The sequence below is a fragment of the Lysobacter sp. Soil_N_51 genome, assembly GCF_057655755.1.
The window spans coordinates 31,403-55,414 of the sequence record NZ_JBDGLR010000005.1 but is presented as its reverse complement, the minus strand read 5'-3'; the positions used below and the strand labels follow the sequence as shown (position 1 = coordinate 55,414).

The window sequence follows — 24,012 nt, the reverse complement described above, 5'->3', positions numbered from 1 at the left end:
GGCTCGGGATGTTGGGGCCGTCGCGGTTGAGCGAAAGGCGTCGGGGCTGAAGCCCCTCCCACAAAAGACTTCGTGAGTTCGGTCGTACAGGTTCGCTCGCTTGGTGGCTTGGTGGCTTACCTGCTCGCTCACTTGCTCACCTGCTGGCTCGCTTGCTCACTCACCCGCTTGCTTGCGAGCTGTTTTTCTCGACTGCACGCAAGCGGCAGCGGCCACGAGGTCTTTTGTGGGAGGGGCTTCAGCCCCGACGCTTTTCGATCAGGTAGCGACACTGCCCCACAGCCGGCGCTGCGGATATCGCACCGCCCCGCCCTGCTCACAACCGCTTGCGAAACACCGCGACATGCACTCCATGCTGCGGCGTGGTGTCCAGATACTCCCAACCCAGTCGCCGCATCAGACTGCCGGCGGTCGCGGTGCCGGCATGGATCTCGCGGTAACCCAAGCGCATCGCATGGCCTTCCAACGCCGCGATCAGATGCGCGCCGATCCCGCGCCCGCGCCATTGCGGCGCGACCAGCCCGGCCGCGGCCCACGGGGTGAACTGCGGGTAGGCGTCGATCGATGCGGCCTTGAGCGCGGCGATGCCGACGACTTCATCGTCGAGCAAGGCGACCACACCGAGCGGCAATCCATCGCGCAGCGCATACGCCGACAGATCCGCGGCCGCGTCGCCGGGGCCTTGTTCGCCGTAGTAATCGGGCCATTCGGCCTCGAACAATCGCTGCAGCGCCGGCATGGCCCGCGCGTGGTCGGCGAGCAAGGCGATGCGCGGAACCAGGTGGGAACGGCTCATGCGATCGATCTTAACCAGCTCTCGATCACACCGCGCGAGTCCGTGTGCGCGGCGATCACGGTTCGCCCGACACAGTCACCTATCCGCTCACGCGGCTCGCTCACTTGTCGGCTGCAACGCCCACGGGCGGCCGCGGCGATGTCGAAGCATCGCGCCAGCGCGCGAACGCGGCCGCGTCGCCATCGAACACGTTCAGATCGACCGGACCGACGATGCCCGCGACGCGAGCGCGGTTGTGGTACTGCCACAGCACCCACGGCGCGCTCGCGTCGGGCGCGCGCACGATCGCGCGCCGCCACAGCGCGCGCGGCGGCAATGCCTGGCGATACGCCGCGAGGAATTCCGGCGTGACGTACAGCAGCGCCGGCTTCGCGTAGGCCTGTTCGACCGCTTGCAGGTAGGCATCGAGCTCGCGGCGCAGGGTCGCGTCGTCCGGGGTCTTGCCGCAGTTGCCGCCGAACTCCAGGTCCACCGCCGGCGGCAAAGCATCGGCGGCGACCGGCACCGCGTCGATGAAGTTGCGCGCCTGCTCCGCGCCACTACGACAGAAAGTGAAGAAGTGATACGCACCGGTGGCGATGCCGGCCGCGCGCGCGGCGCGCCAGTTCTCGGCGAAGCGCCGGTCGCGGTGGTCGCCGCCTTCGCTGGACTTGAGATAGGCGAAGGCGATGTCGTCGCGCGCGACCGCGGGCCAATCGATCGCGGCCTGATGATGCGATACGTCGATGCCGCGCAAGGGAAAACGTTCGCGATCGGGTTGCCAGCGCAGGAACAGCCACCAGGCCGCGGCCACGCCCACGGCCGCGAGCAGGATCAGCGCGGCGATCCACATCGAGATTCGTACGATGCGTTGCTTCATGGCTGCGTTGCGTCGTGAATCACACGCTCCGTTTCAGCGGTCGGCAACGGCATCGCCGCCGACCCGGTCGCGTCATCGAAAAGCGGGCTCATTCTTTCGACGGTCCCCACGACGCTTTCGCCAGTGGAATCCCCGCCTTGCGCAGGATCGCGTTCAATGCGGCCTGACTGCCCATCGAGTAGGTCTGGCCGTTGCCGCCTTCGTCCTCGCCGTCGATGATGACCCGAACCTGTCCGCACTGGTAGCACAACAGCACGTCGTAGTAGTGTCCACCCGATACGAACGCGACGCTATGCCGGTACTCGGGAAAACACATCGAGGCGTAGCCAGGGATTTTTCCCAGCGATTCGCGCAAGGCCTTGATCACCTGGGCACGATCGTTCTTGCTGTTCACCGCGACCTTTCCCAGCACCTTGTTGCCGGCCAAACAGTCGTCGCGCGCACACCACTCGCGCTGGCTGCGCTCCCATAGCTCTTCGTTGCGCTTTTCCGAAGCGATGTGTTTCGGTCCGCCATTAATACCTTCCGGGGGCGGCAATGTCGGCGGAACATAGGGCTGCAACGAGTACAAGGTCAGCGGCCCTTCGATCCCGGCCAACGCGGCCAACGCGCGGCCTCGCGGCGAATCGCGCTGCGGCGGTTGCGGCACGTCGGGCTGCTCCATGCCGCGCTCGCCCACGAGCTTGCTGACTTTGAATTTCTCGCGCTTGCCCTCGGCGGCGTCGGCGCGCCCGGCGAAAAACACCGCGGAAAGCACCAGGCCGATCATCGCCAGACCGCAAGCGCCGCGCACGCCGATCATCACTTCCAACCCGGCAACTTGTCCTGCTTCAAGCCGCCGACTTCGAACGTCGCCGTGCGCGTGCCTCCGGCCTTGACCGGGAACTCGATGGTCAGCTCCTTGGCCTTGTCGAGCATGCGCCACAGGCCGCGTTCGTCTTCGATGAACATCGCGATCGCTTCGTCGGTCTTCGGCCGGCGCCCGGCCATGGTCTTGATCTTGCCGTCGATGCCGACCTTGAGCTTGCAGCCGCCGTAGCAATTGAAATCGCCGACCTGCAGCACGAGGTAGCTGCTGCGGCCCCAATCGGGATGATCGCGGAAGATCAGCTGCACCGGGCGCGGCGTGCGGCCGTCGGTTTCGACGTTGGCTTTCGCGTACAGCGACGCCGACAGCTGGATGCCGTCCTTACCCTTATCGGTCTTGACCGGCGTGCTCATGTACGACCACAGCGACTCGACCCGGCGCTGCTCGCGCGCCAGCTTGGCCTTGCCCTGCGCTTCCTCATACAGCGGCCGCACCCGATCCGCGGTCGGCGTGCCCGGGTACTTGGAGGTGACAATCTCGCCGTAGGCCGCGGCCATCTCCCAGTTCTGCTGACCGTAGGCGCCGTCGAAATCCTTGGCCGCGGTCGCCGCGGCCTGTTCCTGCTGCGCGGCCTTGGCCGCTTCGGCGATCTTGGGATCGGGTTTTTCGCAGGCGCTCAGGATCATCGCGGCGGCGAGCAGCAAGGTGGCGGTACGGGTATTCATCGTGCTTGGCCCTTGTCTATCAGTTGGGTCACGGCCTGCGCGGCCGCATCGGGACGTTCGACGATCGACATGTGGCCGCAACCGTCGAGCAATACGCGCTGCGCCTGTGGCAGCTGCGCCGCGTACAACTCCAGCGCGCTGGCATCGATCACCGCGTCCTGCCGGCACCATAGCAGCAGCGCCGGCTGCATGATGCGCGCGGCCTCGATACCAGGAAGAAAGCGCTCGTCGCTACGGCCGATCTTGTCGAGCACGGATTGCTCGAAGGCCGCATCGCGCTTGCGCCGCTCGATGTAGATGCCGTCGGCCGGCCACGGGATCGACGGCTTGGTACGCGGATCGTAGAACACGGTGTCGATGTAGCGTTGCAGCGACGCGGCGTCGTCGACCGCGAACGGGTTCTTGCCGTCCAGCACCTCAATGCCGAAACGGTTGTCCTTGAAGCGCACGCCGGCCGCATCGAACAGACCAAACCGATCGACCAGTTGCGGATGCCGCGCGGTGGTCAGCGCGACGATGCCGCCGCCCATCGAATGGCCGAGCAATACGATCGGGCTGCCGTTCTTGCGCGCGACCTGTTCGATGAAACGCGCGACGCGATCGTTCTGGGCGACGAAGCCGTAATCGCCGCCCTGCTTGCGCTCGCTCTCGCCCCAGCCCGGCAGATCCGGGATGAAGATGCGATAGCGGCCGTGCAGCCGCTGCGCGAGCGGATACCAGTTTTCCTTGCCGCCGGTGAAGCCATGGATCATGACCACGGTCGGCGCGTTCGCCGGCGCGTCGTCGTTGTAGGCGTAAACCCAGCGGTGATCGTCGATCTCGGCCGCGTTGCGGGTCAGTCCGGCGGCGATGCGCTGGCGCGCGAAATCGACCAGCACGACGCGGTACGGGTCCCACCACAACCAAACGAACAAGGCGCACAACAAAACGGCCGCCCCCAGGGCGACCGTCTTGATGATGCGTCGCAGGCTCATGCGCTTGCGCTGCCGGACCGGCTTACTGACCGGCCGCCGACGGCTGCGCCGGCTCCTTGGCCTTGGCGATCACCGCCTCGACCGAACCGGTGGTGATCGGGTGATAACCCGGCTTGGCCTTGGCGAAGGTGTCCTCGGCCAGCTTCAAACCTTCGGGCGTTTTCACCAGTTCGCCGTAGGTCGGCATGATCAGCTTGCGCCGGCCGATCGTGGTGAGGAACGCGGCGATGGCCTGGTCGGCGTGGTGATAGCCGCTGCGCACCGCCAGCGGATACCAGCGCTGGGCGATCTCGCCGTTCGGCGTGCCGGTGAACTTGTACGCCGCATCGAGCGCGCCGAGCTGATCGACGCTGAGTTTTTCCGGCATGCCTTCGATGAAATGCACCCATTCCTGGGTGGTCCACTTCGCGGTCAGCGCCTTGTCCGGCAGCGCGCCGCCGTCGACCCAGGTCTTGCGCGCGGCATCGACCGCGTCGAAACGCGGCGACACCGTGGCCGGTGCCGACTTCGGAATGCCCGGCCCGTAGATCCATTCCTCCAGTTCGGCTTCGCTGACCTTGCCCGGATGCTTGGCGAGCAGGTTGGCCTTGGCGTATTCGACGAACTTGGTGGTCGGGATGCTCTGGAACGCGAAGTGATTGAAGTAGTCGCGCAGGAACGGATCGAACACTTCGCGGCCGTAGCGCTGTTCGAGGAACTGCAGGAACCACGCGCCCTTGGTGTAGACGGTCGCGCTGCTGGCTTCGTCCGGGTCCTTGAGCACGCCGGGCTTGAGCGCCAGCGCCTGCAGCTTGGGATCGATGGTCTTGAACTCGGCGGCGAGTTCGTTGCGGCCGATCACGCTCTCCATGTCGGAGCGCTCCTTGCCGTACAGCGCCTCGACGATGCGGTTCTCGACGTAGCTGGTGAAGCCTTCGTTGAGCCACGCGTCCTTGCTGCTGCTGAAGGTCACCAGGTTGCCCGACCAGCTGTGCGCGAGTTCATGCGCGACCAGCGACACCAGCGACTTGTCGCCGACGATCACGGTCGGCGTGGCGAAGGTCAGGCGCGGGTTCTCCATGCCGCCGTACGGGAACGACGGCGGCAGCACCAGGATGTCGTAACGCTCCCAGCGATACGGGCCGTACAACTTCTCGGTCGTCTCCATCATCTTTTCGGTGTCGACGAACTCGGTCGCGGCCTTCTTGACCATGCCCGGCTCGGCCCACACGCCGCTGCGATTGGAGATCGGCTGGAACACCAGGTCGCCGGCCGCGATCGCGAGCAGATACGACGGGATCTTCTGCGGCATCTTGAATTCGTAATCGCCGTCGCGCGCGGCCTTGGGATCGTTGTCGGCGCTCATCAGCACCATCGCGTCCTTCGGCGCGGTGACGTGCGCGGTGTAGGTGAAGCGCACGCTCGGCGTATCCTGCAGCGGCACCCACGAACGCGCGTGGATCTGCTGCGACTGGCTGAACATGAAGGGCGTCTTCTTGCCCTGGGTCATCGACGGTTCGAGCCACTGCAGGCCGGACGCGTTCGGCGAGGTCGCGTAGCTCACGCGGATGCGCTTGTTGCGGTCCGGCGCTTCGATGGTGAGCTTGCTGCCGAGGGTCTTGTCGGCGTCGGCGAGGCTGTACTTCAGGTCGACCCACTTGCCGTCGTCGCGTTCGCCGACGATCTTTTCGATCTTCAGGTCGCGCGTGTCGAGCACGAGCTGGTTGGCCTTCGGATCGGTCCATTCCAGGGTGTAGGTCGCGCTGCCGGTCAGGGTCTTGCTGGCGAAATCGACCGCGAGCAGCAGGGCCAGATCGTCGACGCGCACCAGATCGGGCTGGGCGTAGGAATGCTCGTCGCGGTCGGCCGCGGCTACGGCGGTGTCGGTCACTTTGGCCTCCGGCGTCGCGGTGGTCTTGGAAGCGTCGGCGGCCGGCGCGGCATCGCGCGAGCAACCGGCGGCGGCGGTCAGGGCCGCGACAAGGCAAACGGTCAGGATCGAGGTACGCATGGAAAACCACGGCAGCGGGTGAGGGCCTGAGTGTAGCGCCTCGCCGCGGGACCGGGCTTGTGCATGTTGGCAGGTCGCGGGGACGGGTCGCGGTGGGCCGAATCGTGGGCGATGCGGCGATCTTGCCGGTACCGCGTTCGGGCCGAAGCCCTCTCGCGAAAAAGATTCCGCGGTCACCTGGCCGATACGGTTGCAGGAATGAAACGCGACGCCAGACGCTGGATCTATCCAGTCCGCGACCAAGCCGCGAAGTTTTTTGTGGGAGGGACTTCACCCCGACGCTTTCCGCTACAACGCGACGAAACCCACAGAACCGAATTCGCTCCGACCACGACAGCAATACGCATCGTCCTGACCGCCCCCGCTGCGCAACCTCCGCGACCGGGCTAGCGTGGGCACCCTACTCCCACCTTCTGGAACCCTTCGACATGAGCCTTCCCCTCGCAGGAAAAGTCGCCCTGGTCACCGGCGGCAGCCGCGGCATCGGCGCGGCGATCGCCAGGCGCCTGGCCGACGACGGCGCCGACGTGGTGCTGACCTACGCGCGCGCGGCCGATCAGGCCAACGCGGTCGCCGGTCAGATCCAGGCCGGCGGCCGTCGCGCGCTCGCGCTGGCGGCCGACAGCGCCGATCCGCAGGCGGTGATCGCCGCGGTCGAACGCACCGTGGCCGAATTCGGCCGCATCGACATCGTGGTCAACAATGCCGGCGTGTTTCCCTACGGCCCGTTCGAGGACGAAAGCGCCGAAAGCTACGAGCGGGTGATGGCGATCCACGTGCGCGCGCCGTTCGTGGCCGCGCAGGCCGCATCCAGGCACCTGCCGCGCGGCGGCCGCATCATCACCATCGGCAGCTGCCTGGGCGAGCGCGTCGGCGCGCCGGGCATGACCTTGTACTCGATGAGCAAGGCCGCGGTGATCGGCCTGAGCAAGGGTCTGGCGCAGGACCTGGGCAAGCGCGGCATCACCGTCAACGTGGTCCAGCCCGGCCCGGTCGATACCGACATGAACCCGGCCGACGGCGAAGGCGCCGATCACCAGCGCGCGGGCCTGCCGCTGGGCGAATTCGGCCGCGCCGAGGATGTGGCCGCGACGGTGGCGCATCTGGCGGGGCCGGGTGGGAATTTTATTACGGGTACGGCGATTTCGGTGGATGGTGGGTTTTCGGCTTGAGGTAGCGGACGCGGGTTGGTTGCTGGGACTGCGGTGCTTAGTTGATCAATGCAGCGAGGTCCGCGAGCTGGTGCTTCCTAGCCGTGCCTGCGCCCCTTCCAGGCCGTCATTCCCGCGAACGCGGGAATCCAGTGACTTGAGCGTTGCCGCGCCAATATCAAAGAGTGGTTCACTCGCCATCCATCAACGTCCCGCCCTTGCACGAAAGTCGCTGGATTCCCGCGTTCGCGGGAATGACGAATTGAGAGTTGCGACCAGGGCGGCCGTTGCGCGCGATTTGCTTTTGCTCGTCATCCCCGCGCAGGCGGGGATCCAGAGACTTCACAGTCATGCCGCGGTGAAGCCCTGGATCCCCGCCTTCGCGGGGATGACGGCTTGGGGTTCACAGGTTAAACGGGGAGCGACAGGCCTTGGATCCGCGATAAATCGAGATACGCGGTAAACAGGATCGAGGCTCTTTGACAGTCGCTCGACTGAGGCCTGCGCGCCCGCGAAGGCTCAGGCCTTGTACCCGGTATGAATCGCGCAGATCCCCGCGCTCAGATTCTTGTAATCCACGCGCGCGAAACCCGCGTCGACCATCATCTGCTTGAGCTCGTCCTGCGGCGGGTGCTTGCGGATGCTCTCGGACAGATAGCGATAGCTCTCGCTGTCGTTGGCGAACAGCTTGCCCAGACGCGGCAACACGTTGAACGAGTGGAAGTCGTAGATCGGCTTGAACCACTCGGCCTTCACTTCGGAAAATTCGAGCACGCGCGCTTGGCCGCCGACCTTGAGCACGCGCAGCATCTCGCGCAGCGCGGCGTCCTTGTCGGTGACGTTGCGCAGGCCGAAGGCGATGGTGACCAGATCGAAGCTCGCATCCGGGAACGGCAGCGACTCGGCATTGAGCTGCACGTATTCGAACCCCGACACGCGACCGCGATCGGTCATGCGGTCGCGACCGACCCGCAGCATGTCCTGGTTGATGTCGCCCAGCACGATCACGCCGCGGTCGCCGACCCGGTCGCGCAGGAGCGCTGCGATGTCGCCGGTGCCGCCGGCCAGATCGAGCACGCGGTCGCCGCGGCGGACCTGCGCGGTGGCGGTGAAATAGCGCTTCCAGACCCGATGGATGCCCAGGCTCATCAGGTCGTTCATCAGGTCGTAGTTGCTGGCGACCGAGGAGAACACTTCGCCGACCAGCTTGCGCTTTTGCTCGCGCGGAACGTCGCGGAAACCGAAGTGGGTGGTGTCGGGCTTGGGGGTGGATTCGCTCATGGGCCGATTATCGCACGGGGCGGCGCAAGCGGCAGGTGAGGCGGTTTGCCGCGCCGGGGCGGTATCGCGGCCCTGCCCTGGTCCGCGCCGCTTCGTTGTGGGCGCGGCTTCAGCCCCGGAACGTTCCGGTCCGGCGCGGCGACCTACGCGCGAGGCGGTGGGGCCGAGCGTCTTCCACGAGGCCTGCGGCCGCGTCGCTTCCGCGAAGTTTTGGCATCATCTCGCGATGACCGCGAACCTGACCTGGCAGAGCAAGCCCTACGCCGAACTGAGCCTGGACGAGCTGTACGACCTGTTGCGCCTGCGCGCGGAAGTGTTCGTGATCGAACAGAACTGCGTATACCTCGATCCCGACGGCAAGGACCGCCATCCGCAGGCCCTGCATCTGTTCGGGCGCGATGCCGACGGCACCCTCGCCGCCTACCTGCGGATCCTGCCGCCGGGGCTGAGTTTTCCGCAGGTCAGTTTCGGCCGCGTGCTGACCGCCGCGAGCCACCGCGGACGCGGTGTCGGCGGGCCGATGCTGGAAGCGGCGCTGCGCGAGATCGAGCGCGTCTGGCCGGGCGCGGATATCCAGATCGGCGCGCAGGCGCATCTGCTCGGGTATTACGGGCGGTATGGGTTCGAGCCGTCGTTAGAGCCGTACGAGGAAGACGGGATTCCACACGTCGATCTGTTGCGGCGTGGGCGGGGTGTGGGGTTGGTTTGAGGAAACTGCGCGACGTCGCGGCTTCCGTCCGCTACTCCTAGCCGTCTTGAGCCCCATCCTTCCCACGAATTTGCAAGCCTGTCTTTCCCCGAATCTCAAAGCCCGTCTTCCCGCGAATCTCCCAGCCCGTCATTCCCGCGAACGCGGGAATCCAGCGACTTGAACGCGGCCTCGCGCACCTCGAATGGATGGCCCAATCGCCCACCGTCTATGCGTCGCTCCCATCCGAAAGTCGCTGGATTCCCGCGTTCTCGGGAATGACAGCGTTGAAGGACGCGGGTGCATTAGTAAAGCAGAGCCCCGTCGCTGGAAGAACGGCTCCAGGGGCACGAGATCGCAGACCGGAGCCCCCCCCACTCGACCCAACGCCGCGCTCGCGCCAGACTGGCGGCCATCGCTCAGGAGTCCCACATGATCGCCACCCCCGACTACCGCGCCCTGCTCGCCACCGCCGTCGCCGAAGCCCGCCAGGGCCTGGCTGAGGGCGGCATTCCGATCGGCGCGGCGCTGTTCCACGACGATGGCCGCCTGCTCGGCTGCGGCCACAATCGCCGCATCCAGGAGAACGATCCGTCCGTTCACGGCGAAACCGACGCGTTCCGCAAGGCCGGCCGTCAGCGCCGTTACCGCGACACGATCATGGTCACCACGCTCGCGCCGTGCTGGTATTGCAGCGGTCTGGTGCGCCAGTTCAACATCGGCACGGTGGTGGTCGGCGAATCGGTGAACTTCAGCGGTGGCGTGGATTGGCTGCGCGAGGCCGGGGTCAAGGTGATCGATCTGGCCGACCAGGAATGCATCGAGATGCTCGGCGGTTACATCGCCGCCAACCCGGATGTCTGGAACGAGGACATCGGCGAAGATTGAGGTCGGGATTCGGGATTCGGGATTCGGGATTCGGGATTCGGGAAAAGTCTGTTTCCACCGGTTTTCGTGCGCAAGCGTGCTGGCGATGTCCGACTCGGCTTCGGTGCCTTTCCAATCCGCGGTGCTGATCCGGCCGTACGCGCTGGACGACTGGCCGCGCCTGTGCGAAATCCACGATCGCGCGCGCCTGGACGAATTGAAACTCAGCGCGAATCCCGCCGCGTTCCGCAGCCTGGCGCGCACCGCGCACAGCGAGGGCTTGTTCGAGGGCCGGCTTGATGTCGGCCTGATCGACGGCGTCGTGCAGGGCTTTGTCGCCTATCAGCGGCATACGCTGAACTGGCTGTACGTCCACCCCGATGCGTACCGCCGCGGGGTCGGACGCAGCCTGTTGCGGCATGCGCTGGCCGATTGCGGGCCGGTGGTCGGCACCCAGGCGCTGGACGGCAACGAACCAGCGCTGCGCTTGTATCGCTCCGAAGGCTTCGTCGAGATCGAACGCCGCAACGGCCGGCTCGCGGGCAGCGACGAATTTCCGGCGGTCGGGGTGATCCTGCGGCGCTGGCGCTGAGGTCACGCTCAGACACGCACGCCCGGACCAGCGTGGTCAGATCGGCTTGAGCACCATCAGCCAGAAGATCGCCATCACACTCAGGAACGCCGGCCAGCCGAGCCAGAACCACCAGCGCATCGTGCGGTAGTACGCCGGCGACAACGGTGCGCCCGTGGCCGCGGCTTCGCTCGCCAGCCGCTTCGCGCGCGCCTGCAACCACAGCACCGGCAGCCAGCACGCGCCAACCACGAAGAACAGCACCAGCGCGGTCTTGAGCCAGAACACCGACGGCGGCATGCCCAGGTGCAGCATCAGCCATACGCCGGTGGCGAACTGCACGATCACCGCCGGCGCGGTGAAGCAGGCGTCGGCGATCACCACCGTGCGCGCGGTCTCGGCGATCACCTTCGCGTCGCCGCGCTTGTGCGCGATCCAGAAGAAGAACGCGATGCCCAGGCCGGTGCCGAACAGCAAGGTCGACGACAGGATGTGTATCCACTTCACCCACAGATAGAGCATCGGTTTATCTCCTGTCCGCCAACACCCAGGCCACCGCGAGCGCCGGCAGCACCACCAGATTCTTGGCCAGTCCGCCGAGCGGATCGAGCCACTGCATCGGCAGCAAGGCGCCGAACACCACGGTGTAGGCCAGCACACTGATGCCCATCAGGCCGAGCATCCAGCGCGGCCGCCAGCCGATCAACAGCCCCGCGGCAAGCACGACATCGAGCGTCGCGGTCGCGCGCGCCAACAACACCGGCTGCAGCGCCTGCATCGGCGAACCGGCGGTCATCGCCTCAATCGTCGCCGCCGGCGTGAGCCAGCCGGCCACGGCCGAAATCAGCCACAGCGCGACGATCGCCAGCCGCAAGGTCGGCGCGAGGAAATACAACTGCGCCTGCCAACGGTCCTGGACCTGGCTCGGCGTGGCCGCGAGCACCTGCGGCAGATCGCGCGCGGCGTGGCCGAAGTCGGCCTGCACGCGCGCCGGCGCATCGGCCGCAGTGATGTTGCCGCGCCGGAGCATGCGCCACATGGTTTCGCCGACCGGCCCGCGGCCGAGGCGTTCGCTGATCGCGACCTGCAGCGACACCAGCGACTGCGGGAAATCGATCGCACGGGTGCCGTCGATGCGCAGCCAGCGCCGCCACTGGGTCTGGTACTCGCGCAAGGACATCGTGCGCGGGCCGCCGATTTCGTAGATGCCGCGTTGCGTGCCCGCCGCGGCGCGCGCGGCGATCTCGCCGAGGTCTTCGGCCGCGACCGGCTGCAATGGCCAGTGGCCGTCGCCGGGCAGCAGCTGCCAGCCCGGAAACGCGGCCAGCGCGCGCAACAGCGAGGTGCCGCCGTAGGAGCCCGAAGCGGCGTAGACGATCGACGGCCGCAGCACCACCGCGCTCAGCGGCAGCGCGAGCAAGGCCTCATCGAAACGGTGCTTGGAGGCGAGGAAACCGCCGTCCTCGGCCTGGCCGAGCGCGGAGATCTGCACGAAGCGCGCAACGCCGAAGTCGACGCAGGCCTGGGCCAATGCGAGCGGGCCGTCGACGTGGATGGTCTGGAAGGTCTGCACGCCGGTCTCGCGCAGGATGCCGGCGACGTTGACCACCGCATCGACGCCACGCAGGCTGTCGCGCCAGGCATCCGGCGTGGTCATGCGGGCCAGATCGGCTGCGCGTTCGTCCTCACGCAAGGAGCGGCCGCTGTCGCGCACGCCACGCAGCACGCGCCAACCGTGGCGATGCAGGGCGGCGATCAGATAGCCGGCAAGAAAACCGTTGGCGCCGATGACCAAGGCGGTGCGCGCGGTGTCGGTCCGTCGCGCGGGTGCGGTGTCGTCCATGGGGCGACACGGTAGCAGAGCGGGTGCGGATTTCGGACTGGTTGCGCGATGGGTCGTGTAGTCATTTGACCGATCGTCGCGACGGTGTTCCCTCTCCCGCTTGCGGCGACCGAAGGGAGTGCAGGGCTGAGAGGGCTAGGGCAAGGGGCTTGGAGCTTTGACTGCATCGATGTCGCTCAGGCGACGCAACCTTGCTCCCCTCACCCCAACCCCTCTCCCGCAAGCGGGAGAGGGGCTTGGAAGCGCCCGCGAATTACCGGTGCGAATTAGAGGATGTAACGACTCAAATCCGGGTCCTGCACCAACTCGCCCAGATGCTCGTCGACATAGGCGCGATCGATCGTCACCGCCTGCCCATCGCGATCGGGCGCCTCATAGCTCAAGGTATCGAGCAGACGCTCAAGCACTGTGTGCAGACGCCGCGCGCCGATGTTCTCCTGGCGCTCGTTGACCTGCGCGGCGATCTCGGCCAGACGATCCACCGCATCGGCGGTGAACTGCAGATTCACGCCCTCGGTCTTGAGCAATTCGACGTACTGCGTGGTCAGCGCGGCCTTCGGCTCGGTCAGGATGCGGACGAAATCGTCCTTGGTCAGCGCGGTCAGCTCGACCCGGATCGGGAAGCGGCCCTGCAACTCGGGAATCAGGTCGCTGGGCTTGGCCAGATGAAACGCGCCCGACGCGATGAACAGGATGTGGTCGGTCTTGACCGCGCCGTACTTGGTGCTCACGGTCGAGCCTTCGACCAGCGGCAGCAGATCGCGCTGCACGCCTTCGCGGCTGACATCGCCGCCGCTCATGCCCGACTCGCCGCGCTTGGCGACCTTGTCGATCTCGTCGATGAACACGATGCCGTGCTGCTCGCATGCCTCGATCGCGGCCTGACGGATGTCGTCTTCGTTGACCAGCTTGCCGGCCTCCTCTTCGATCAGCTGCGGACGCGCAGCCTTGATCGTGAGGTGCTTCTTCTGGCTCTTGCCGCCGGACACCTGCGAGAACATCTGTCGCAGCTGCTGGCCCATTTCCTCCATCCCGGGCGGCGCCATGATGTCGACGCCGACGTTGAGCGAGGTTTCGATCTCGATCTCGCGCTCGTCCAGCTCGCCGCTGCGCAATTGCTTGCGCAGTTTGGCGCGGGTGTCGCTGTCGGGCGCGCTGTGATCGGTGGCCGGGGTTTCCGCGCCGAAGCCGAAACCACCGGGCACGCGCTTGGGCAGCAGCGCGTCGAGGATGCGGTCCTCGGCGCGGTCTTCGGCCTGGGTGCGCACGCGGGTCTTGGCCTGCTCGCGATACAGCTTGACCGCGGTGTCGGCCAGATCGCGCACGATCTGCTCCACATCTTTACCGACGTAGCCGACCTCGGTGAAGCGTGTGGCCTCGACCTTGACGAACGGCGCGTTGGCGAGCGTCGCCAGACGGCGCGCGATCTCGGTCTTGCCGACGCCGGTCGGGCCGATCATCAGGATGTTCTTGGGCATGACCTCGTTGCGCAGATCGTCATCGAGCTGCATGCGCCGCCAGCGGTTGCGCAGCGCGATCGCGACCGCGCGCTTGGCCGCGTGCTGACCGACGATGTGGCGATCGAGTTCCTGCACGATTTCGCGCGGGGTCATGGTGGCGTGGGTGTTGTCGGGTTTCATGAGTGCCGGGATTCGGGATTGGGGATTCGGGATTGGCAAGAGCCGGTGCAAGGTGTCGGTGCGGGACGGATCGCTTTGCGAATCCCTTATCCCGAATACCGAATCTCGGCCTTACAGCTCTTCCACCACCACATTGCGATTCGTATAGATGCACACGTCGCCGGCGATGCCGATCGACTCGGTGGCGATGGTGCGCGCGTCGAGCTGGGTGTGGGCCATCAGCGCGCGCGCGGCGGACAGCGCGTACATGCCGCCCGAACCGATCGCGATGATGCCGTCTTCGGGCTCGATCACATCGCCCGTGCCGCTGATGATCAAGGAGGTTTCCTTGTCGGCCACCGCGAGTAGCGCTTCGAGTTTTCCGAGGCGGCGTTCGGTGCGCCAGTCCTTGGCCAGTTCAACCGCGCCGCGGGTCAGCTGGCCGTGTTTTTCCAGCTTGGCTTCGAACAATTCGAACAGGGTGAACGCGTCGGCGGCGGCGCCGGCGAAACCGGCCAACACCTGGCCGTCGCGGCCCAGGCGGCGCACCTTGCGCGCGTTCGACTTCATGACGGTGTGACCGAGCGTCACCTGACCGTCGCCGGCCACGGCGACGCGACCGTCGCGGCGTACCGAGACGATCGTGGTGGCGTGAAATACGTTGGGATTCTGACTCGGGTCCATTGCGACCTCCAGGATGCTGTAACCCTGGATGGGGTCGCCGGACCGCTTGTCAAGGGGAGCGGGGAGCAGAAATGAGTGGAGAAGAGTGAGGAGTGAGTGACAGCAAGGCCCGGCTCTTACTCACTCCTCACTCCTCTTTACTCATTCCTGCTTCTTCCGCCTGGCCCGGGGATGCGCCGCGTCATAGACCTTGGCCAAATGCTGGAAATCCAGATGCGTATATATCTGGGTGGTGGCGATGTCGGCGTGGCCGAGCAGTTCCTGCACGCCGCGCAGATCGCCGGAGGATTCCAGGATGTGGCTGGCGAAGGAATGCCGCAGCAGATGCGGATGCACGCGCTTGAACAGGCCTTGGCGCTGGGCCAGTTGGCGGATGCGCAGTTGCACCGCGCGCGGCGTGATCGGGCCGCCGCCGCGTCCGGGAAACACTTGCGCGTCGTTGCCTGCGCCGGTCGATGCGCGCCACTCGCGCAAGGCGGCGCGCGCATGCGAGCCCAGCGGCACGATGCGCTGTTTGCCGCCCTTGCCGAGCACGGAGACCAGGCCGTCGTCGAGGTCCAGGTCGCGCCAACGCAAGGCGCACAGTTCGCTCAGGCGCACGCCGGAGGAATAGAACAGTTCCAGCACGGCGCGATCACGCAGGCCCAGCGGCACGTCGGTCGGCACTTCGACCAGCACCTTGGCCTCGTCCGGATCGAGCACCTGCGGCAGTTTGCGCGGCGCTTTCGGCGCGCGGATCGCCGCAGCCGGGCTGGCGGGCAGATGGCCTTGCTTGACCTGCCACAGATAAAAGCTGCGGCACGCCGACAAGCGCCGCTGCAGGCTCTTGGGCGTCAGTCCGCGCCGGCGTTCGGCGGCGATGAACGCGCGCAGGTCCTCGGTCTGCAAGGCCATCACCTCGCCGCGTCCGCTTTCTTCCGCCCACAGCCACAACGCGGCCAGATCGCGCTGGTACGCATCGAGCGTATGCGCGGACATGCGCCGCTCCACGCGCAGATGATCGAGAAATGTTTCGACGGCGTTCATGCCCTGCGATCGTACTCGCTTCGGCGTCGCGGCAATCGCGTTCGTTTCGCACCGCAACGCCGAATGGCGCGTCTCAGTCGTAACGACGCAACGCCACCGCCAGCGATTCGCCCATCATGCGCAGGAACAGCGTGCCCATGCCGGGGAAGAAACGGTTCGGGTCGCGACTGCCGACCGCGATCAGGCCGCTGCCCGGCAACGGCAACAGCGCGGTGGACTGCACGTCGGCGGCGCGCTCGCCGTACAGCACCGCGTGCTTTTCCGGCTGCAAGCGGCCGCACAGCGGTTCGCCGTCGCTCAGCGCGTCGCGGAACGGCTGCAGGCGCGGATCGGATTCGTCGATGATCTGCAGCCACTCGTTGTCGCTCAAACCGTCATAGGGCTTGAACACGATCAGCCGGACCAAGTCGCCGTTGAAATCCTCGGCCAGGCTCGCGGCCATCGCGCGCAGAGTGTCGGCTGCGTTGTCCTGGCGCATCAGCGCGAGGGTCAATTGATGGGTGCGCACGGCCAGGCGTTCGTTGTCCTGGGCGTTGCCGAACAGTTCGTGCAGGCGGCGCGAGAGTTCGCGGTTCTTGTCGCGCAGCACTTCGAGCTGGTAGCTCGCCAGCGACGCGGCCGAACCTTCCTCGCGCGGCACCACCAGGCTCAGCGACAAATCGGGGAATTGCTGCAGGAAACGCGGATGGCGGCGCAGCCAGTTGGCGATCTCGTGCGCGCCAAGCTGGTCGGCCGGCTTGTCGCCGAATCTGTCGCTCATCGGTTCCACTCTCCTTCGAAGACGAATGCGGTCGGGCCGGACATCGACAGCGCCGACTCGGGGTCGGGCCAGACGATGCGCAGTTCGCCGCCGGGCAACTGCACGCGCACGTCGCGGCCGATGCGGCCGCGTTGCATCAGCACCGCGGCGGCGGCGCAGGCGCCGCTGCCGCAGGCGAGGGTTTCGCCGGAACCGCGCTCGTACACGCGCAGCTTGATCCGGTCCGGCGCGATCACCTGGGCGAAACCGACGTTGGCCGATTCGGGAAACGCCGAACTCGATTGCAGCAGCGGACCGATGCTTTCGACCGGCGCGACGTCGACGTCGTCGACTTCGATCACCGCATGCGGATTGCCCATCGACACCGCGCCGAAACCGAACACGGTGTCGTGGATGTCGAGCACGTACTGATCCTGGCGCGCGGCATAGCCGAGCAGCGGAATGCGCGCGGGTTCGAATTCGGGCCGGCCCATGCCGATGCGGTAGGCGTCGCCGCCCAGGGGCTGCACCGCGTGGCGCCCGGCCGGGCTGTCGACGAAGAAGCCGCCGTCGGCGTCGGCGCCGTTTGAAGCCGCGCCGTCGCGCACCAGCCAGGCGGCGATGCAGCGCGCGCCGTTGCCACATTGCTGCGAGGTCGAACCGTCGGCGTTCCAGATCCGATACGAGGCAACGGCGCCGTCGCTGAGCGGATCTTCGATGGTCAGCAGTTGATCGCAGCCGACCCCGAAATGACGGTCGGCGAGGCGGCGGCAGGTGTCGGCGTCAGGCGGCGCGAGGCCGCCGCGCAGGTCCAGCACCACGAAGTCGTTGCCGGCGCCGTGCATCTTGCTGAAGCGCATCTTGCCGGTGCCGGTAGCGCCCGAACCCGGCGATGCGGACGCGGCGGTGGATTCGGCCATGGTCTCAGCCGCCGGCGGGCGTCGGCTCGGCCGGCTTGGTCTGATCGGAGCCGTCGCCGTCCTGGGTCTCGCCGTCCGTGTCCTTGCCGTCCTGGGTGGTCGGCGGGGTCAGCACGCTGTCCAGCGGCGGTGCAGGCAGTGATTTGGTCGCCGGCTTGGTCGCGACCGGCGGGTCGTTGGCCTTGGAAATGGACACCGGCACTTCGCCGGGCTTGGCCGCCGGCGCTTCCTGCGGCGCGGGCTGGGTCGGCAGGACCAACGGGCCCTTGTTGCCGCAAGCGGTCAGGGTGAGGGTCAGCGCGGTCAGAACGAGGGGCGTGGCATGGCGTGCATTCATGGGTCGAAGTGTAGCCCGCAGGGGCAGCGGAAACGAACCCACGGCCGGGGCCGATCGGACCCGCGCACATGGACGGGTTCAGCTGCTGGCTCAGGTGTGGATTGCGACGGGGGTCGAGGGCCACGGAACCGGCGGCGCGAGCTGCGGCTCGTTCAGGCCGTGCCGTCGGCCGGTCGCGCAAGCCGCGGAGCCTGGGAAACCTTCATCGCGACCCGCGATCCGCAGGCGGCTCCGGCCGGCGCCACAGCCAGATCGCCACCACGGCCATGATCGAGGTGCCGGTCATCGCCATCCACAGCCTGGGCGAGGTCAGAAACATGATCACCGCGCAGGCCGACATCATCGACACCGCCAGCCACTTGGCCCGCCGGCTGACCGCGCCGTGCGCCTGCCAGTCGCGGATCATCGGGCCGAACTGGCGGTGCGCGAGCAGCCACGCGTGCAGGCGCTCGGAGCCGCGCGCGGCGGCGAACGCCGACAGCAGCACGAACGGCACCGTCGGCAGGCCGGGCACGACGATGCCGACGATGCCCAGACCCAGGCTGGCGTAGGCCAGCAGCCACCAGGCCCAGCGCAAGCGGCTGCGCGGACGTGAAGCGGCGGGCTCGATCGGCGCTGGCGGCTCGGACGCGGTGAGGTCGGCTCGCGGTCCGGCGTCCTGATCGGCGCCTGGATCGGAGGGAGAAGGTGGAACGGACATGCCGGAAGTATGCAGCCGTGCGGTAGGTGGGAAACACATGGCGGGTGTCGGCGCGGTTTCAAGCGCCGTGGGTGGATTGGTGTTGGGCTGGCGTGGTTCGAGTGGAACGTATGGGCTGGAGCCCCTTTCGCACAGACCTCGCGGGTTCGCGTCGCTTTGCGATAAACCGAACCCCGACTTCTTCCGTCGGCCGATGAATCAAGAGTATTCCTGATGCCTCCTGTAGGAGCGGCGTGAGCCGCGATCGCAGGATCGCAATTACGCCGCAACTTACGCCGTAGTTGAATTGTCCCGGTCGCGGCTTACGCCGCTCCTACAGGTAGGCATCGCGGCCTGCGTGGCGGCGGGAAAGACGCATGCGTGTCGGCTTTCTTTGCACTTACGAGTTCGCTTCGCTTTCCGATAGATCGAACCTCGGCCCCTTCTGCTCATAAATGTTCGCGAAGATTCTTGATTACCCATGTAGGAGCGGCGTAAGCCGCGACCGCGGGATCGCAGCTACGCCGAAACTGGCGCCGTAATTGCGATCCCGCGGTCGCGGCTTGCGCCGCTCCTACAGGTAGGCATTGCGGCTTCCATGACACGCCTGGGGTTTGTGCTGGAGAAGTTTCAGTCCCGAGATCTGCCGCTCAGCCCAAGACGAACCGGCCTGTCGTACCGGGCACAACCCCTCGCGCAATCCCCAGAAACGAACAAGCCCGGCATCGCCGGGCCTGTCCGATCACCGCACCGCGCCGCTACCGGCGCGAGCGCGTGCATCGACTCACTTCGCCACGATGTCCGCGCTGACCTGCATCTGGTCGATCATGAACGAGTACATCTCCGCCTGTTCGCGGAAGCGGCGGAAGCGGCCCGACTTGCCGCCGTGGCCGGCGTCCATGTTGGTGCGGAACAGCACCGGTTGCTTGCCGGTGTCGAGGTCGCGCAACCGCGCCACGTACTTCGCCGGCTCCCAGTACTGCACCTGCGAATCCCACAGGCCGGTGCCGACGAACATCGCCGGATACGCCTGCGCCTTGAGGTTGTCGTAAGGCGAGTACGACAGCATGTAGTCGTAGTAGTCCTTCTTCTCCGGATTGCCCCACTCGTCGTACTCGTTGGTGGTCAACGGAATGCTGGCGTCGAGCATGGTGGTGACCACATCGACGAACGGCACCTGCGACAGCACCACGCGGTACTTGTCCGGCGCCATGTTCGCGATCGCGCCCATCAGCAGGCCGCCCGCGCTGCCGCCGTACGCGGCGACGCGATCGGGCGCGGCGTAGCCGGCCTTGACCAGATCGGCGGTGACGTCGACGAAATCGTTGAACGTGTTCTGCTTGTGGAACAGCTTGCCGTCGTCGTACCACTTGCGGCCCATTTCCTGGCCGCCGCGGATATGCGCGATCGCATACACCATGCCGCGATCGAGCAGGCTGACGACGGTGCTGTTGAAGCCCGGGTCCATCGACATGCCGTAGCTGCCGTAGGCGTACTGCAGCAACGCGGCCTTGCCGTTCTTCTCGAAGCCCTTCTTGTAGACCAGCGACACCGGCACCTTGACGCCGTCGCGCGCGGTCGCCCAGAAACGCTCGGTCACGTACTTCTCGCTGTCGTAACCGATCACAGGCTGGCGCTTGAGCAGCTTGCGCTCACCGGTCTGGGTGTTGAGCTCGTAGGTGGTCGCCGGCGTGGTCAGCGAGGTGTAGGTATAGCGCAGCCACGGCGTGTCGTGTTCGGAATTGACCGAAAGGCCCATCGAAAACGCCGGCTCGTCGGCCTTGACGAACTCTTCCTTGCCGTCCTTACCGATCAGGCGCAGACGCTCGAGCGCGTTGGAGCGCTCGGCCACGGCGGTGAAACCGTCGAACAGTTCGAAGCCCTCGACGAACACGTCGTCGCGGTGCGCGATCCAGTCCTTCCACTCCTTGATCGAACGCGCGCCGTCGTCGGCGGTGACCAGCTTGAAGTTCGGCGCCGGCTTGCCGTCGGCGCCGGGCGCGTTGGTGCGGATCACCCAGCGGCCGGCGAGATGGTCGGCGTCGTATTCGACATCGCGCTGACGCGGCGCGAGCACGAAGAACTCCTTCGGATCGGCGGCCGGCGCGCAGCGGATTTCGCTGGACACGGTGCTGTGGATGTTGATGCAGATGTAGGCGTCGTCGCGGCTGCGCTCGATGCCCATGTAGAAGCTGTCGTCCTTTTCCTCGTAGACCAGCACGTCCTTGGACGCGGGCGTGCCGAGCACGTGCTTCTTGATCCGCACGGTCAGCAGGGTCTTGGGATCGTTCTCGACGTAGAACAGGGTCTTGTTGTCGTCGGCCCAGACCAGGTCGGTGGACGTATTTTCGATCACGTCCGGATAGATCTCGCCGGTCGCCAGATTCTTGAACCGGATCTTGTACTGGCGACGGCCGACCGCATCGTCGGCCCAGGCCAGAATCTGGTTGTCGGGGGTGACTTCCATCGCGCCGACGCTGAAGTAATCCTTGCCCTTGGCCATCGCGTTGACGTCGAGCAGGACCTGCTCGGCATCCTCCATGCTGCCTTTGCGGCGCGCATGGATCGGATAGTCCTGGCCGGTTTCGAAGCGGGTGTAGTACCAGTAACCGCGCTCGCGGTACGGCACCGAGCTGTCGTCCTGCTTGATGCGGCCGACGATCTCGCCGTACAGCTTGTCCTCCAGCGGCTTGAGCGGCTTCATCACCGCGTCGACGTAGGCGTTCTCGGCGTTGAGGTACGCCAGCATCTCGGGGTTCTTGCGCTTGTCGTCGCGCAGCCAGTAGTACTCGTCGCCGCGCTGGGCGCCGTGCGGCGCCTTGACGGTGTACGGCTTCTTGGCCGCATCGGGCGGCGCGGGCAGGTCGGCGGCGGGGACGTTGAGGGTGGTGGTCATCAGTAGCGTGGCCGCAAGCGTTAACAGGGTCGGTTTCATATAGGGTCCGAGGACGGGTTGCGCAACGGGGCAGGACGCGGATTGGGGACTTGGGTCGCGAGATGAGTCCGCCGCCGCGGCGAGCCATCGGCCGAACGGGCGCCATGGCGCCCGTTCGGTCGTTATTCTTCAGGCACTGGCCATCGTTCGGCGCGGGCGGCCGATCATGGGGACAACCGCTGCCACAGGAAGGTCAAGGCCAGCGCGCTCATATGCGCCTGCTGGGCGTTGTTGGCCGCGCCGCCGTGGCCGCCCTCAATGTTTTCGTAGTAGGTCACGTTCTTGCCGGCGTCGAGCATCTTCGCGGCCATCTTGCGCGCATGGCCCGGATGGACGCGGTCGTCCTTGGTCGAGGTCATGAAGATCACCGGCGGATACTCGCGCTTGGGATCGAACAGGTGATACGGCGAGAAGGTCTTGATGAAGGACCAGTCGTCGGTGTCGGGATTGCCGTACTCGGCCATCCACGAGGCGCCGGCCAGCAGGTGGCTGTAGCGCTTCATGTCGAGCAGCGGTACCTGCACCACGACCGCGCCGAACAGTTCCGGGTACTGGGTCAGCATGTTGCCGGTCAGCAGGCCGCCGTTGCTGCCGCCCTGCACGCCCAGGTGCGGAGTGCTGGTGATCTTGCGCTCGATCAGGTCGCGACCGACCGCGGCGAAGTCCTCATAAGCCTTGTGCCGGTTGGCCTTGAGCGCGGCCTGATGCCAGCGCGGGCCGTACTCGCCGCCGCCGCGGATGTTGGCGACCGCGTACACGCCGCCCTTCTCCAGCCAGCCCTTGCCGATGCCGCCGGAATACACCGGCGTCATCGACACTTCGAATCCGCCGTAGCCGTACAGCAGGGTCGGCGCCTTGCCGTCGTACTTGAGGTCCTTCGGCCGCACCAGGAAGTACGGCACGCGGGTGCCGTCCTTGCTCTTGGCGAAGTGCTGTTCGATCGTGTCCTTGGACGCGTCGAAGAAGGTCGGCATGGTCTTGAGCACTTCGGGCTTCTGGCCCGGCTCGGCCAAGGCCAGGGTGGTCGGGGTCAGGTAATCGGCGGCGCTGAGCCACACCGCGTCGCTGTCGATGCCGTCGACCGCGCCGACCATGACCGTGCCGAAGGTCGGCGCGCCGACGAACGCGCTGCGCGTCCACTCGCCCTGCCCCGCACCCGGCGGAGTCAGCACGGTGAGCTTGTTCTTGACGTCGTCGAGGACGTTGATGATGAGGTGATGGCGGGTCCAGGTGGTGCCGGCCAGCGAACTGGTATCGGTGGGCGCGAACAGGCTGGCGAAATCGCGCTTGCCGGCCTGGAACTCGTCGAGACGCGTGGCGATCAGGCTGCCGGCCGGGTACTTCTTGCCGCCGGCCTCGTAAGGATCGCGCAGCTCCAGCAACAGCCACTCACGGCGCACTTCCTTGTTGGCGGAGTTGGGCAGGTCGAGCTTGCTGAGCTTGCCGTCGGCATCGCGCAGGAACAGTTCGTTGTTGTAGAACGCGATCGTGCGCTCGACGAAGTCGCGCTCGAAGCCCGGGGTCGGGTCGTGCCAGGCGGCGACCATCATGTCGCTGTCCTTGCCCTCATACACCGGCGTGGCCTGGGCCATCGGCGTGCCGCGCGTCCACAGCCTGACCGTGCGCGCATAACCCGAGCTGGTCATGCTGCCCTTACCGAAATCGGTGGCGACGTAGACATGATCGCGATCGATCCAGGTCAGGCTGCCCTTGGCTTCGGGGCGGTAGAAACCGTCCTTGATCCAGGTCTTGGCGACCAGATCGAATTCGCGGGTGACGTCGGCGTCGGAACCGCCGCGCGACAGCGAAATCAGGCAGCGCTGGTAATCCGGCCGCAGGCATTCGGCGCCGTGCCAGACCCACTGCTCGTTCTCCTGGGCGTTGAGCGCGTCCAGGTCGATCACCGTTTCCCAGGCCGGCTTGTCCTTGCGGTACTCGGCCAGGGTGGTGCGGCGCCACAGGCCGCGCTGGTGCTGGGCGTCCTGCCAGAAGTTGTAATAGTGATCGCCGATCTTCTGCACGCCGGGAATCTTGGCGTCGGAATCCAGGTTGGCGCGGATGCTCGCTTCGAGCTGCTTGAACTGCGCGCTGCCGGTGTATTCGGCTTCGGTCTTGGCGTTGCGCGCATGAACCCAGTCGAGTGCGCGCTTGCCGTCGACGTCTTCGAGCCACGCATAGGGATCGTCGGTCACGGTCGCCTCCTTGGCGATGACGGCGCCGCAGGCCGATGCAGCCGCGAGACCGGCCGCTAGCAACAGGGACTGACAGGTCTTCGGGAGAACGGGCATGGCGGATCCGGAACAAAGGAAGGCCGCCACGCTAGCACAGGGCGCCGGGGCGGCCGCCCTGTCCATGGTCATGTAGGGAGGTGCGGGGTTGGCTGCGTTGAAGGGCGCCGCCGCGGGGCCGTGGCGATGCGCGGCGAATGCCGTGAATTCGGCGCGGATGGGGCTGAATTCAGGCGTTGGATACCGTGACGGCCGCGGCGCCAAGCGGCGCGACCTGCAGGCCGATCCGGAC

The 24,012-nt window shown here is 66.5% G+C and carries 22 protein-coding genes; 4 read left to right on the top strand and 18 right to left on the bottom strand.

What is annotated here, in order from left to right:
* Positions 1–316: 316 nt before the first annotated feature.
* The 6 genes from AC3A4T_RS09895 to AC3A4T_RS09870 form a co-directional block, all read right to left on the bottom strand.
* On the bottom strand, positions 317–796 hold the full coding sequence (locus tag AC3A4T_RS09895; protein ID WP_487675238.1) for a GNAT family N-acetyltransferase: 480 nt from the start codon (positions 794–796) through the stop codon (positions 317–319).
* Between the two features lie 100 nt (positions 797–896).
* Positions 897–1,655, bottom strand: coding sequence for a GH25 family lysozyme (locus AC3A4T_RS09890; protein WP_487675237.1), 759 nt, complete (start codon positions 1,653–1,655; stop codon positions 897–899).
* Between the two features lie 88 nt (positions 1,656–1,743).
* A complete protein-coding gene (locus AC3A4T_RS09885) occupies positions 1,744–2,466 on the bottom strand; it encodes a hypothetical protein (protein WP_487675236.1) in 723 nt (240 codons plus the stop codon).
* A complete protein-coding gene (locus AC3A4T_RS09880) occupies positions 2,457–3,188 on the bottom strand; it encodes a hypothetical protein (RefSeq protein WP_487675235.1) in 732 nt (243 codons plus the stop codon). The genes AC3A4T_RS09885 and AC3A4T_RS09880 overlap by 10 nt, the downstream gene beginning before the upstream one ends.
* Positions 3,185–4,162, bottom strand: coding sequence for an alpha/beta fold hydrolase (locus tag AC3A4T_RS09875; RefSeq protein ID WP_487675234.1), 978 nt, complete (start codon positions 4,160–4,162; stop codon positions 3,185–3,187). The genes AC3A4T_RS09880 and AC3A4T_RS09875 overlap by 4 nt, the downstream gene beginning before the upstream one ends.
* Before the next feature lie 22 nt (positions 4,163–4,184).
* Positions 4,185–6,152 (bottom strand): M1 family metallopeptidase, encoded by a 1,968-nt coding sequence (locus tag AC3A4T_RS09870; RefSeq protein ID WP_487675233.1) that lies wholly within the window; start codon positions 6,150–6,152, stop codon positions 4,185–4,187.
* A 428-nt stretch (positions 6,153–6,580) separates the two neighbouring features.
* Here AC3A4T_RS09870 and AC3A4T_RS09865 point away from each other — a divergent pair, with 428 nt between their 5' ends.
* Positions 6,581–7,324, top strand: a complete 744-nt coding sequence (locus tag AC3A4T_RS09865; protein WP_487675232.1) for an SDR family NAD(P)-dependent oxidoreductase — start codon at positions 6,581–6,583, stop codon at positions 7,322–7,324.
* 498 nt (positions 7,325–7,822) lie between these two features.
* Here the strand turns inward: AC3A4T_RS09865 and ubiE are convergent, their stop codons facing one another.
* Positions 7,823–8,584: a bifunctional demethylmenaquinone methyltransferase/2-methoxy-6-polyprenyl-1,4-benzoquinol methylase UbiE gene (ubiE, locus tag AC3A4T_RS09860; protein ID WP_046658025.1), complete on the bottom strand. Its 762-nt coding sequence runs from the start codon at positions 8,582–8,584 to the stop codon at positions 7,823–7,825.
* 226 nt (positions 8,585–8,810) lie between these two features.
* On the opposite strand from ubiE, the gene AC3A4T_RS09855 reads away from it, so the two are divergent.
* The 3 genes from AC3A4T_RS09855 to AC3A4T_RS09845 all read left to right on the top strand — a co-directional run bounded on the left by AC3A4T_RS09855 (position 8,811) and on the right by AC3A4T_RS09845 (position 10,731).
* Positions 8,811–9,293: a GNAT family N-acetyltransferase gene (locus AC3A4T_RS09855; RefSeq protein WP_487675231.1), complete on the top strand. Its 483-nt coding sequence runs from the start codon at positions 8,811–8,813 to the stop codon at positions 9,291–9,293.
* Between the two features lie 411 nt (positions 9,294–9,704).
* Positions 9,705–10,160 carry a nucleoside deaminase gene (locus AC3A4T_RS09850; protein WP_036101637.1) on the top strand — a complete coding sequence of 152 codons (456 nt, stop codon included), beginning with the start codon at positions 9,705–9,707 and terminating at the stop codon, positions 10,158–10,160.
* 103 nt (positions 10,161–10,263) lie between these two features.
* Positions 10,264–10,731 carry an N-acetyltransferase family protein gene (locus tag AC3A4T_RS09845; protein ID WP_487675230.1) on the top strand — a complete coding sequence of 156 codons (468 nt, stop codon included), beginning with the start codon at positions 10,264–10,266 and terminating at the stop codon, positions 10,729–10,731.
* A gap of 36 nt (positions 10,732–10,767) precedes the next feature.
* Here the strand turns inward: AC3A4T_RS09845 and AC3A4T_RS09840 are convergent, their stop codons facing one another.
* The 11 genes from AC3A4T_RS09840 to AC3A4T_RS09790 all read right to left on the bottom strand — a co-directional run bounded on the left by AC3A4T_RS09840 (position 10,768) and on the right by AC3A4T_RS09790 (position 23,780).
* On the bottom strand, positions 10,768–11,232 hold the full coding sequence (locus AC3A4T_RS09840) for a DUF2269 family protein (RefSeq protein ID WP_487675229.1): 465 nt from the start codon (positions 11,230–11,232) through the stop codon (positions 10,768–10,770).
* A gap of 4 nt (positions 11,233–11,236) precedes the next feature.
* A complete protein-coding gene (locus AC3A4T_RS09835; RefSeq protein ID WP_487675228.1) occupies positions 11,237–12,553 on the bottom strand; it encodes an SDR family oxidoreductase in 1,317 nt (438 codons plus the stop codon).
* Positions 12,554–12,819: 266 nt separating this feature from the next.
* Positions 12,820–14,193 carry an ATP-dependent protease ATPase subunit HslU gene (gene hslU, locus AC3A4T_RS09830; RefSeq protein WP_487675227.1) on the bottom strand — a complete coding sequence of 458 codons (1,374 nt, stop codon included), beginning with the start codon at positions 14,191–14,193 and terminating at the stop codon, positions 12,820–12,822.
* Between the two features lie 111 nt (positions 14,194–14,304).
* A complete protein-coding gene (hslV, locus tag AC3A4T_RS09825) occupies positions 14,305–14,856 on the bottom strand; it encodes an ATP-dependent protease subunit HslV (RefSeq protein ID WP_487675226.1) in 552 nt (183 codons plus the stop codon).
* A gap of 141 nt (positions 14,857–14,997) precedes the next feature.
* Positions 14,998–15,882, bottom strand: a complete 885-nt coding sequence (xerC, locus tag AC3A4T_RS09820; RefSeq protein WP_487675225.1) for a tyrosine recombinase XerC — start codon at positions 15,880–15,882, stop codon at positions 14,998–15,000.
* Between the two features lie 73 nt (positions 15,883–15,955).
* Complete coding sequence (locus AC3A4T_RS09815; RefSeq protein WP_036101645.1) at positions 15,956–16,642, bottom strand: DUF484 family protein; 687 nt, start codon at positions 16,640–16,642, stop codon at positions 15,956–15,958.
* A complete protein-coding gene (dapF, locus tag AC3A4T_RS09810) occupies positions 16,639–17,541 on the bottom strand; it encodes a diaminopimelate epimerase (RefSeq protein WP_487675224.1) in 903 nt (300 codons plus the stop codon). The genes AC3A4T_RS09815 and dapF overlap by 4 nt, the downstream gene beginning before the upstream one ends.
* Positions 17,542–17,545: 4 nt before the next feature.
* The gene (gene lptM, locus AC3A4T_RS09805) at positions 17,546–17,878 is read right to left on the bottom strand and encodes an LPS translocon maturation chaperone LptM (RefSeq protein ID WP_487675223.1); all 333 of its coding nucleotides are present in this window, start codon (positions 17,876–17,878) and stop codon (positions 17,546–17,548) included.
* Positions 17,879–18,080: 202 nt separating this feature from the next.
* Complete coding sequence (locus tag AC3A4T_RS09800) at positions 18,081–18,578, bottom strand: YbaN family protein (RefSeq protein WP_487675222.1); 498 nt, start codon at positions 18,576–18,578, stop codon at positions 18,081–18,083.
* Positions 18,579–19,341: 763 nt separating this feature from the next.
* Positions 19,342–21,492 (bottom strand): S9 family peptidase, encoded by a 2,151-nt coding sequence (locus tag AC3A4T_RS09795; protein ID WP_487675221.1) that lies wholly within the window; start codon positions 21,490–21,492, stop codon positions 19,342–19,344.
* A 164-nt stretch (positions 21,493–21,656) separates the two neighbouring features.
* Positions 21,657–23,780 carry a prolyl oligopeptidase family serine peptidase gene (locus tag AC3A4T_RS09790; protein WP_487675220.1) on the bottom strand — a complete coding sequence of 708 codons (2,124 nt, stop codon included), beginning with the start codon at positions 23,778–23,780 and terminating at the stop codon, positions 21,657–21,659.
* Positions 23,781–24,012: the final 232 nt, after the last annotated feature.

Excerpts from the sequence above, each read along its gene's own strand:
- AC3A4T_RS09895 (WP_487675238.1), bottom strand. The coding sequence starts at position 796 with ATGAGCCGTTCCCACCTGGTTCCGCGCATCGCCTTGCTCGCCGACCAC.
- AC3A4T_RS09890 (WP_487675237.1), bottom strand. The coding sequence starts at position 1,655 with ATGAAGCAACGCATCGTACGAATCTCGATGTGGATCGCCGCGCTGATC.
- AC3A4T_RS09880 (WP_487675235.1), bottom strand. The coding sequence starts at position 3,188 with ATGAATACCCGTACCGCCACCTTGCTGCTCGCCGCCGCGATGATCCTG.
- AC3A4T_RS09875 (WP_487675234.1), bottom strand. The coding sequence starts at position 4,162 with ATGAGCCTGCGACGCATCATCAAGACGGTCGCCCTGGGGGCGGCCGTT.
- AC3A4T_RS09870 (WP_487675233.1), bottom strand. The coding sequence starts at position 6,152 with ATGCGTACCTCGATCCTGACCGTTTGCCTTGTCGCGGCCCTGACCGCC.
- AC3A4T_RS09865 (WP_487675232.1), top strand. The coding sequence starts at position 6,581 with ATGAGCCTTCCCCTCGCAGGAAAAGTCGCCCTGGTCACCGGCGGCAGC.
- ubiE (WP_046658025.1), bottom strand. The coding sequence starts at position 8,584 with ATGAGCGAATCCACCCCCAAGCCCGACACCACCCACTTCGGTTTCCGC.
- AC3A4T_RS09855 (WP_487675231.1), top strand. The coding sequence starts at position 8,811 with ATGACCGCGAACCTGACCTGGCAGAGCAAGCCCTACGCCGAACTGAGC.
- AC3A4T_RS09850 (WP_036101637.1), top strand. The coding sequence starts at position 9,705 with ATGATCGCCACCCCCGACTACCGCGCCCTGCTCGCCACCGCCGTCGCC.
- AC3A4T_RS09840 (WP_487675229.1), bottom strand. The coding sequence starts at position 11,232 with ATGCTCTATCTGTGGGTGAAGTGGATACACATCCTGTCGTCGACCTTG.
- AC3A4T_RS09835 (WP_487675228.1), bottom strand. The coding sequence starts at position 12,553 with ATGGACGACACCGCACCCGCGCGACGGACCGACACCGCGCGCACCGCC.
- hslU (WP_487675227.1), bottom strand. The coding sequence starts at position 14,193 with ATGAAACCCGACAACACCCACGCCACCATGACCCCGCGCGAAATCGTG.
- hslV (WP_487675226.1), bottom strand. The coding sequence starts at position 14,856 with ATGGACCCGAGTCAGAATCCCAACGTATTTCACGCCACCACGATCGTC.
- xerC (WP_487675225.1), bottom strand. The coding sequence starts at position 15,882 with ATGAACGCCGTCGAAACATTTCTCGATCATCTGCGCGTGGAGCGGCGC.
- AC3A4T_RS09815 (WP_036101645.1), bottom strand. The coding sequence starts at position 16,642 with ATGAGCGACAGATTCGGCGACAAGCCGGCCGACCAGCTTGGCGCGCAC.
- dapF (WP_487675224.1), bottom strand. The coding sequence starts at position 17,541 with ATGGCCGAATCCACCGCCGCGTCCGCATCGCCGGGTTCGGGCGCTACC.
- lptM (WP_487675223.1), bottom strand. The coding sequence starts at position 17,878 with ATGAATGCACGCCATGCCACGCCCCTCGTTCTGACCGCGCTGACCCTC.
- AC3A4T_RS09800 (WP_487675222.1), bottom strand. The coding sequence starts at position 18,578 with ATGTCCGTTCCACCTTCTCCCTCCGATCCAGGCGCCGATCAGGACGCC.
- AC3A4T_RS09795 (WP_487675221.1), bottom strand. The coding sequence starts at position 21,492 with ATGAAACCGACCCTGTTAACGCTTGCGGCCACGCTACTGATGACCACC.
- AC3A4T_RS09790 (WP_487675220.1), bottom strand. The coding sequence starts at position 23,780 with ATGCCCGTTCTCCCGAAGACCTGTCAGTCCCTGTTGCTAGCGGCCGGT.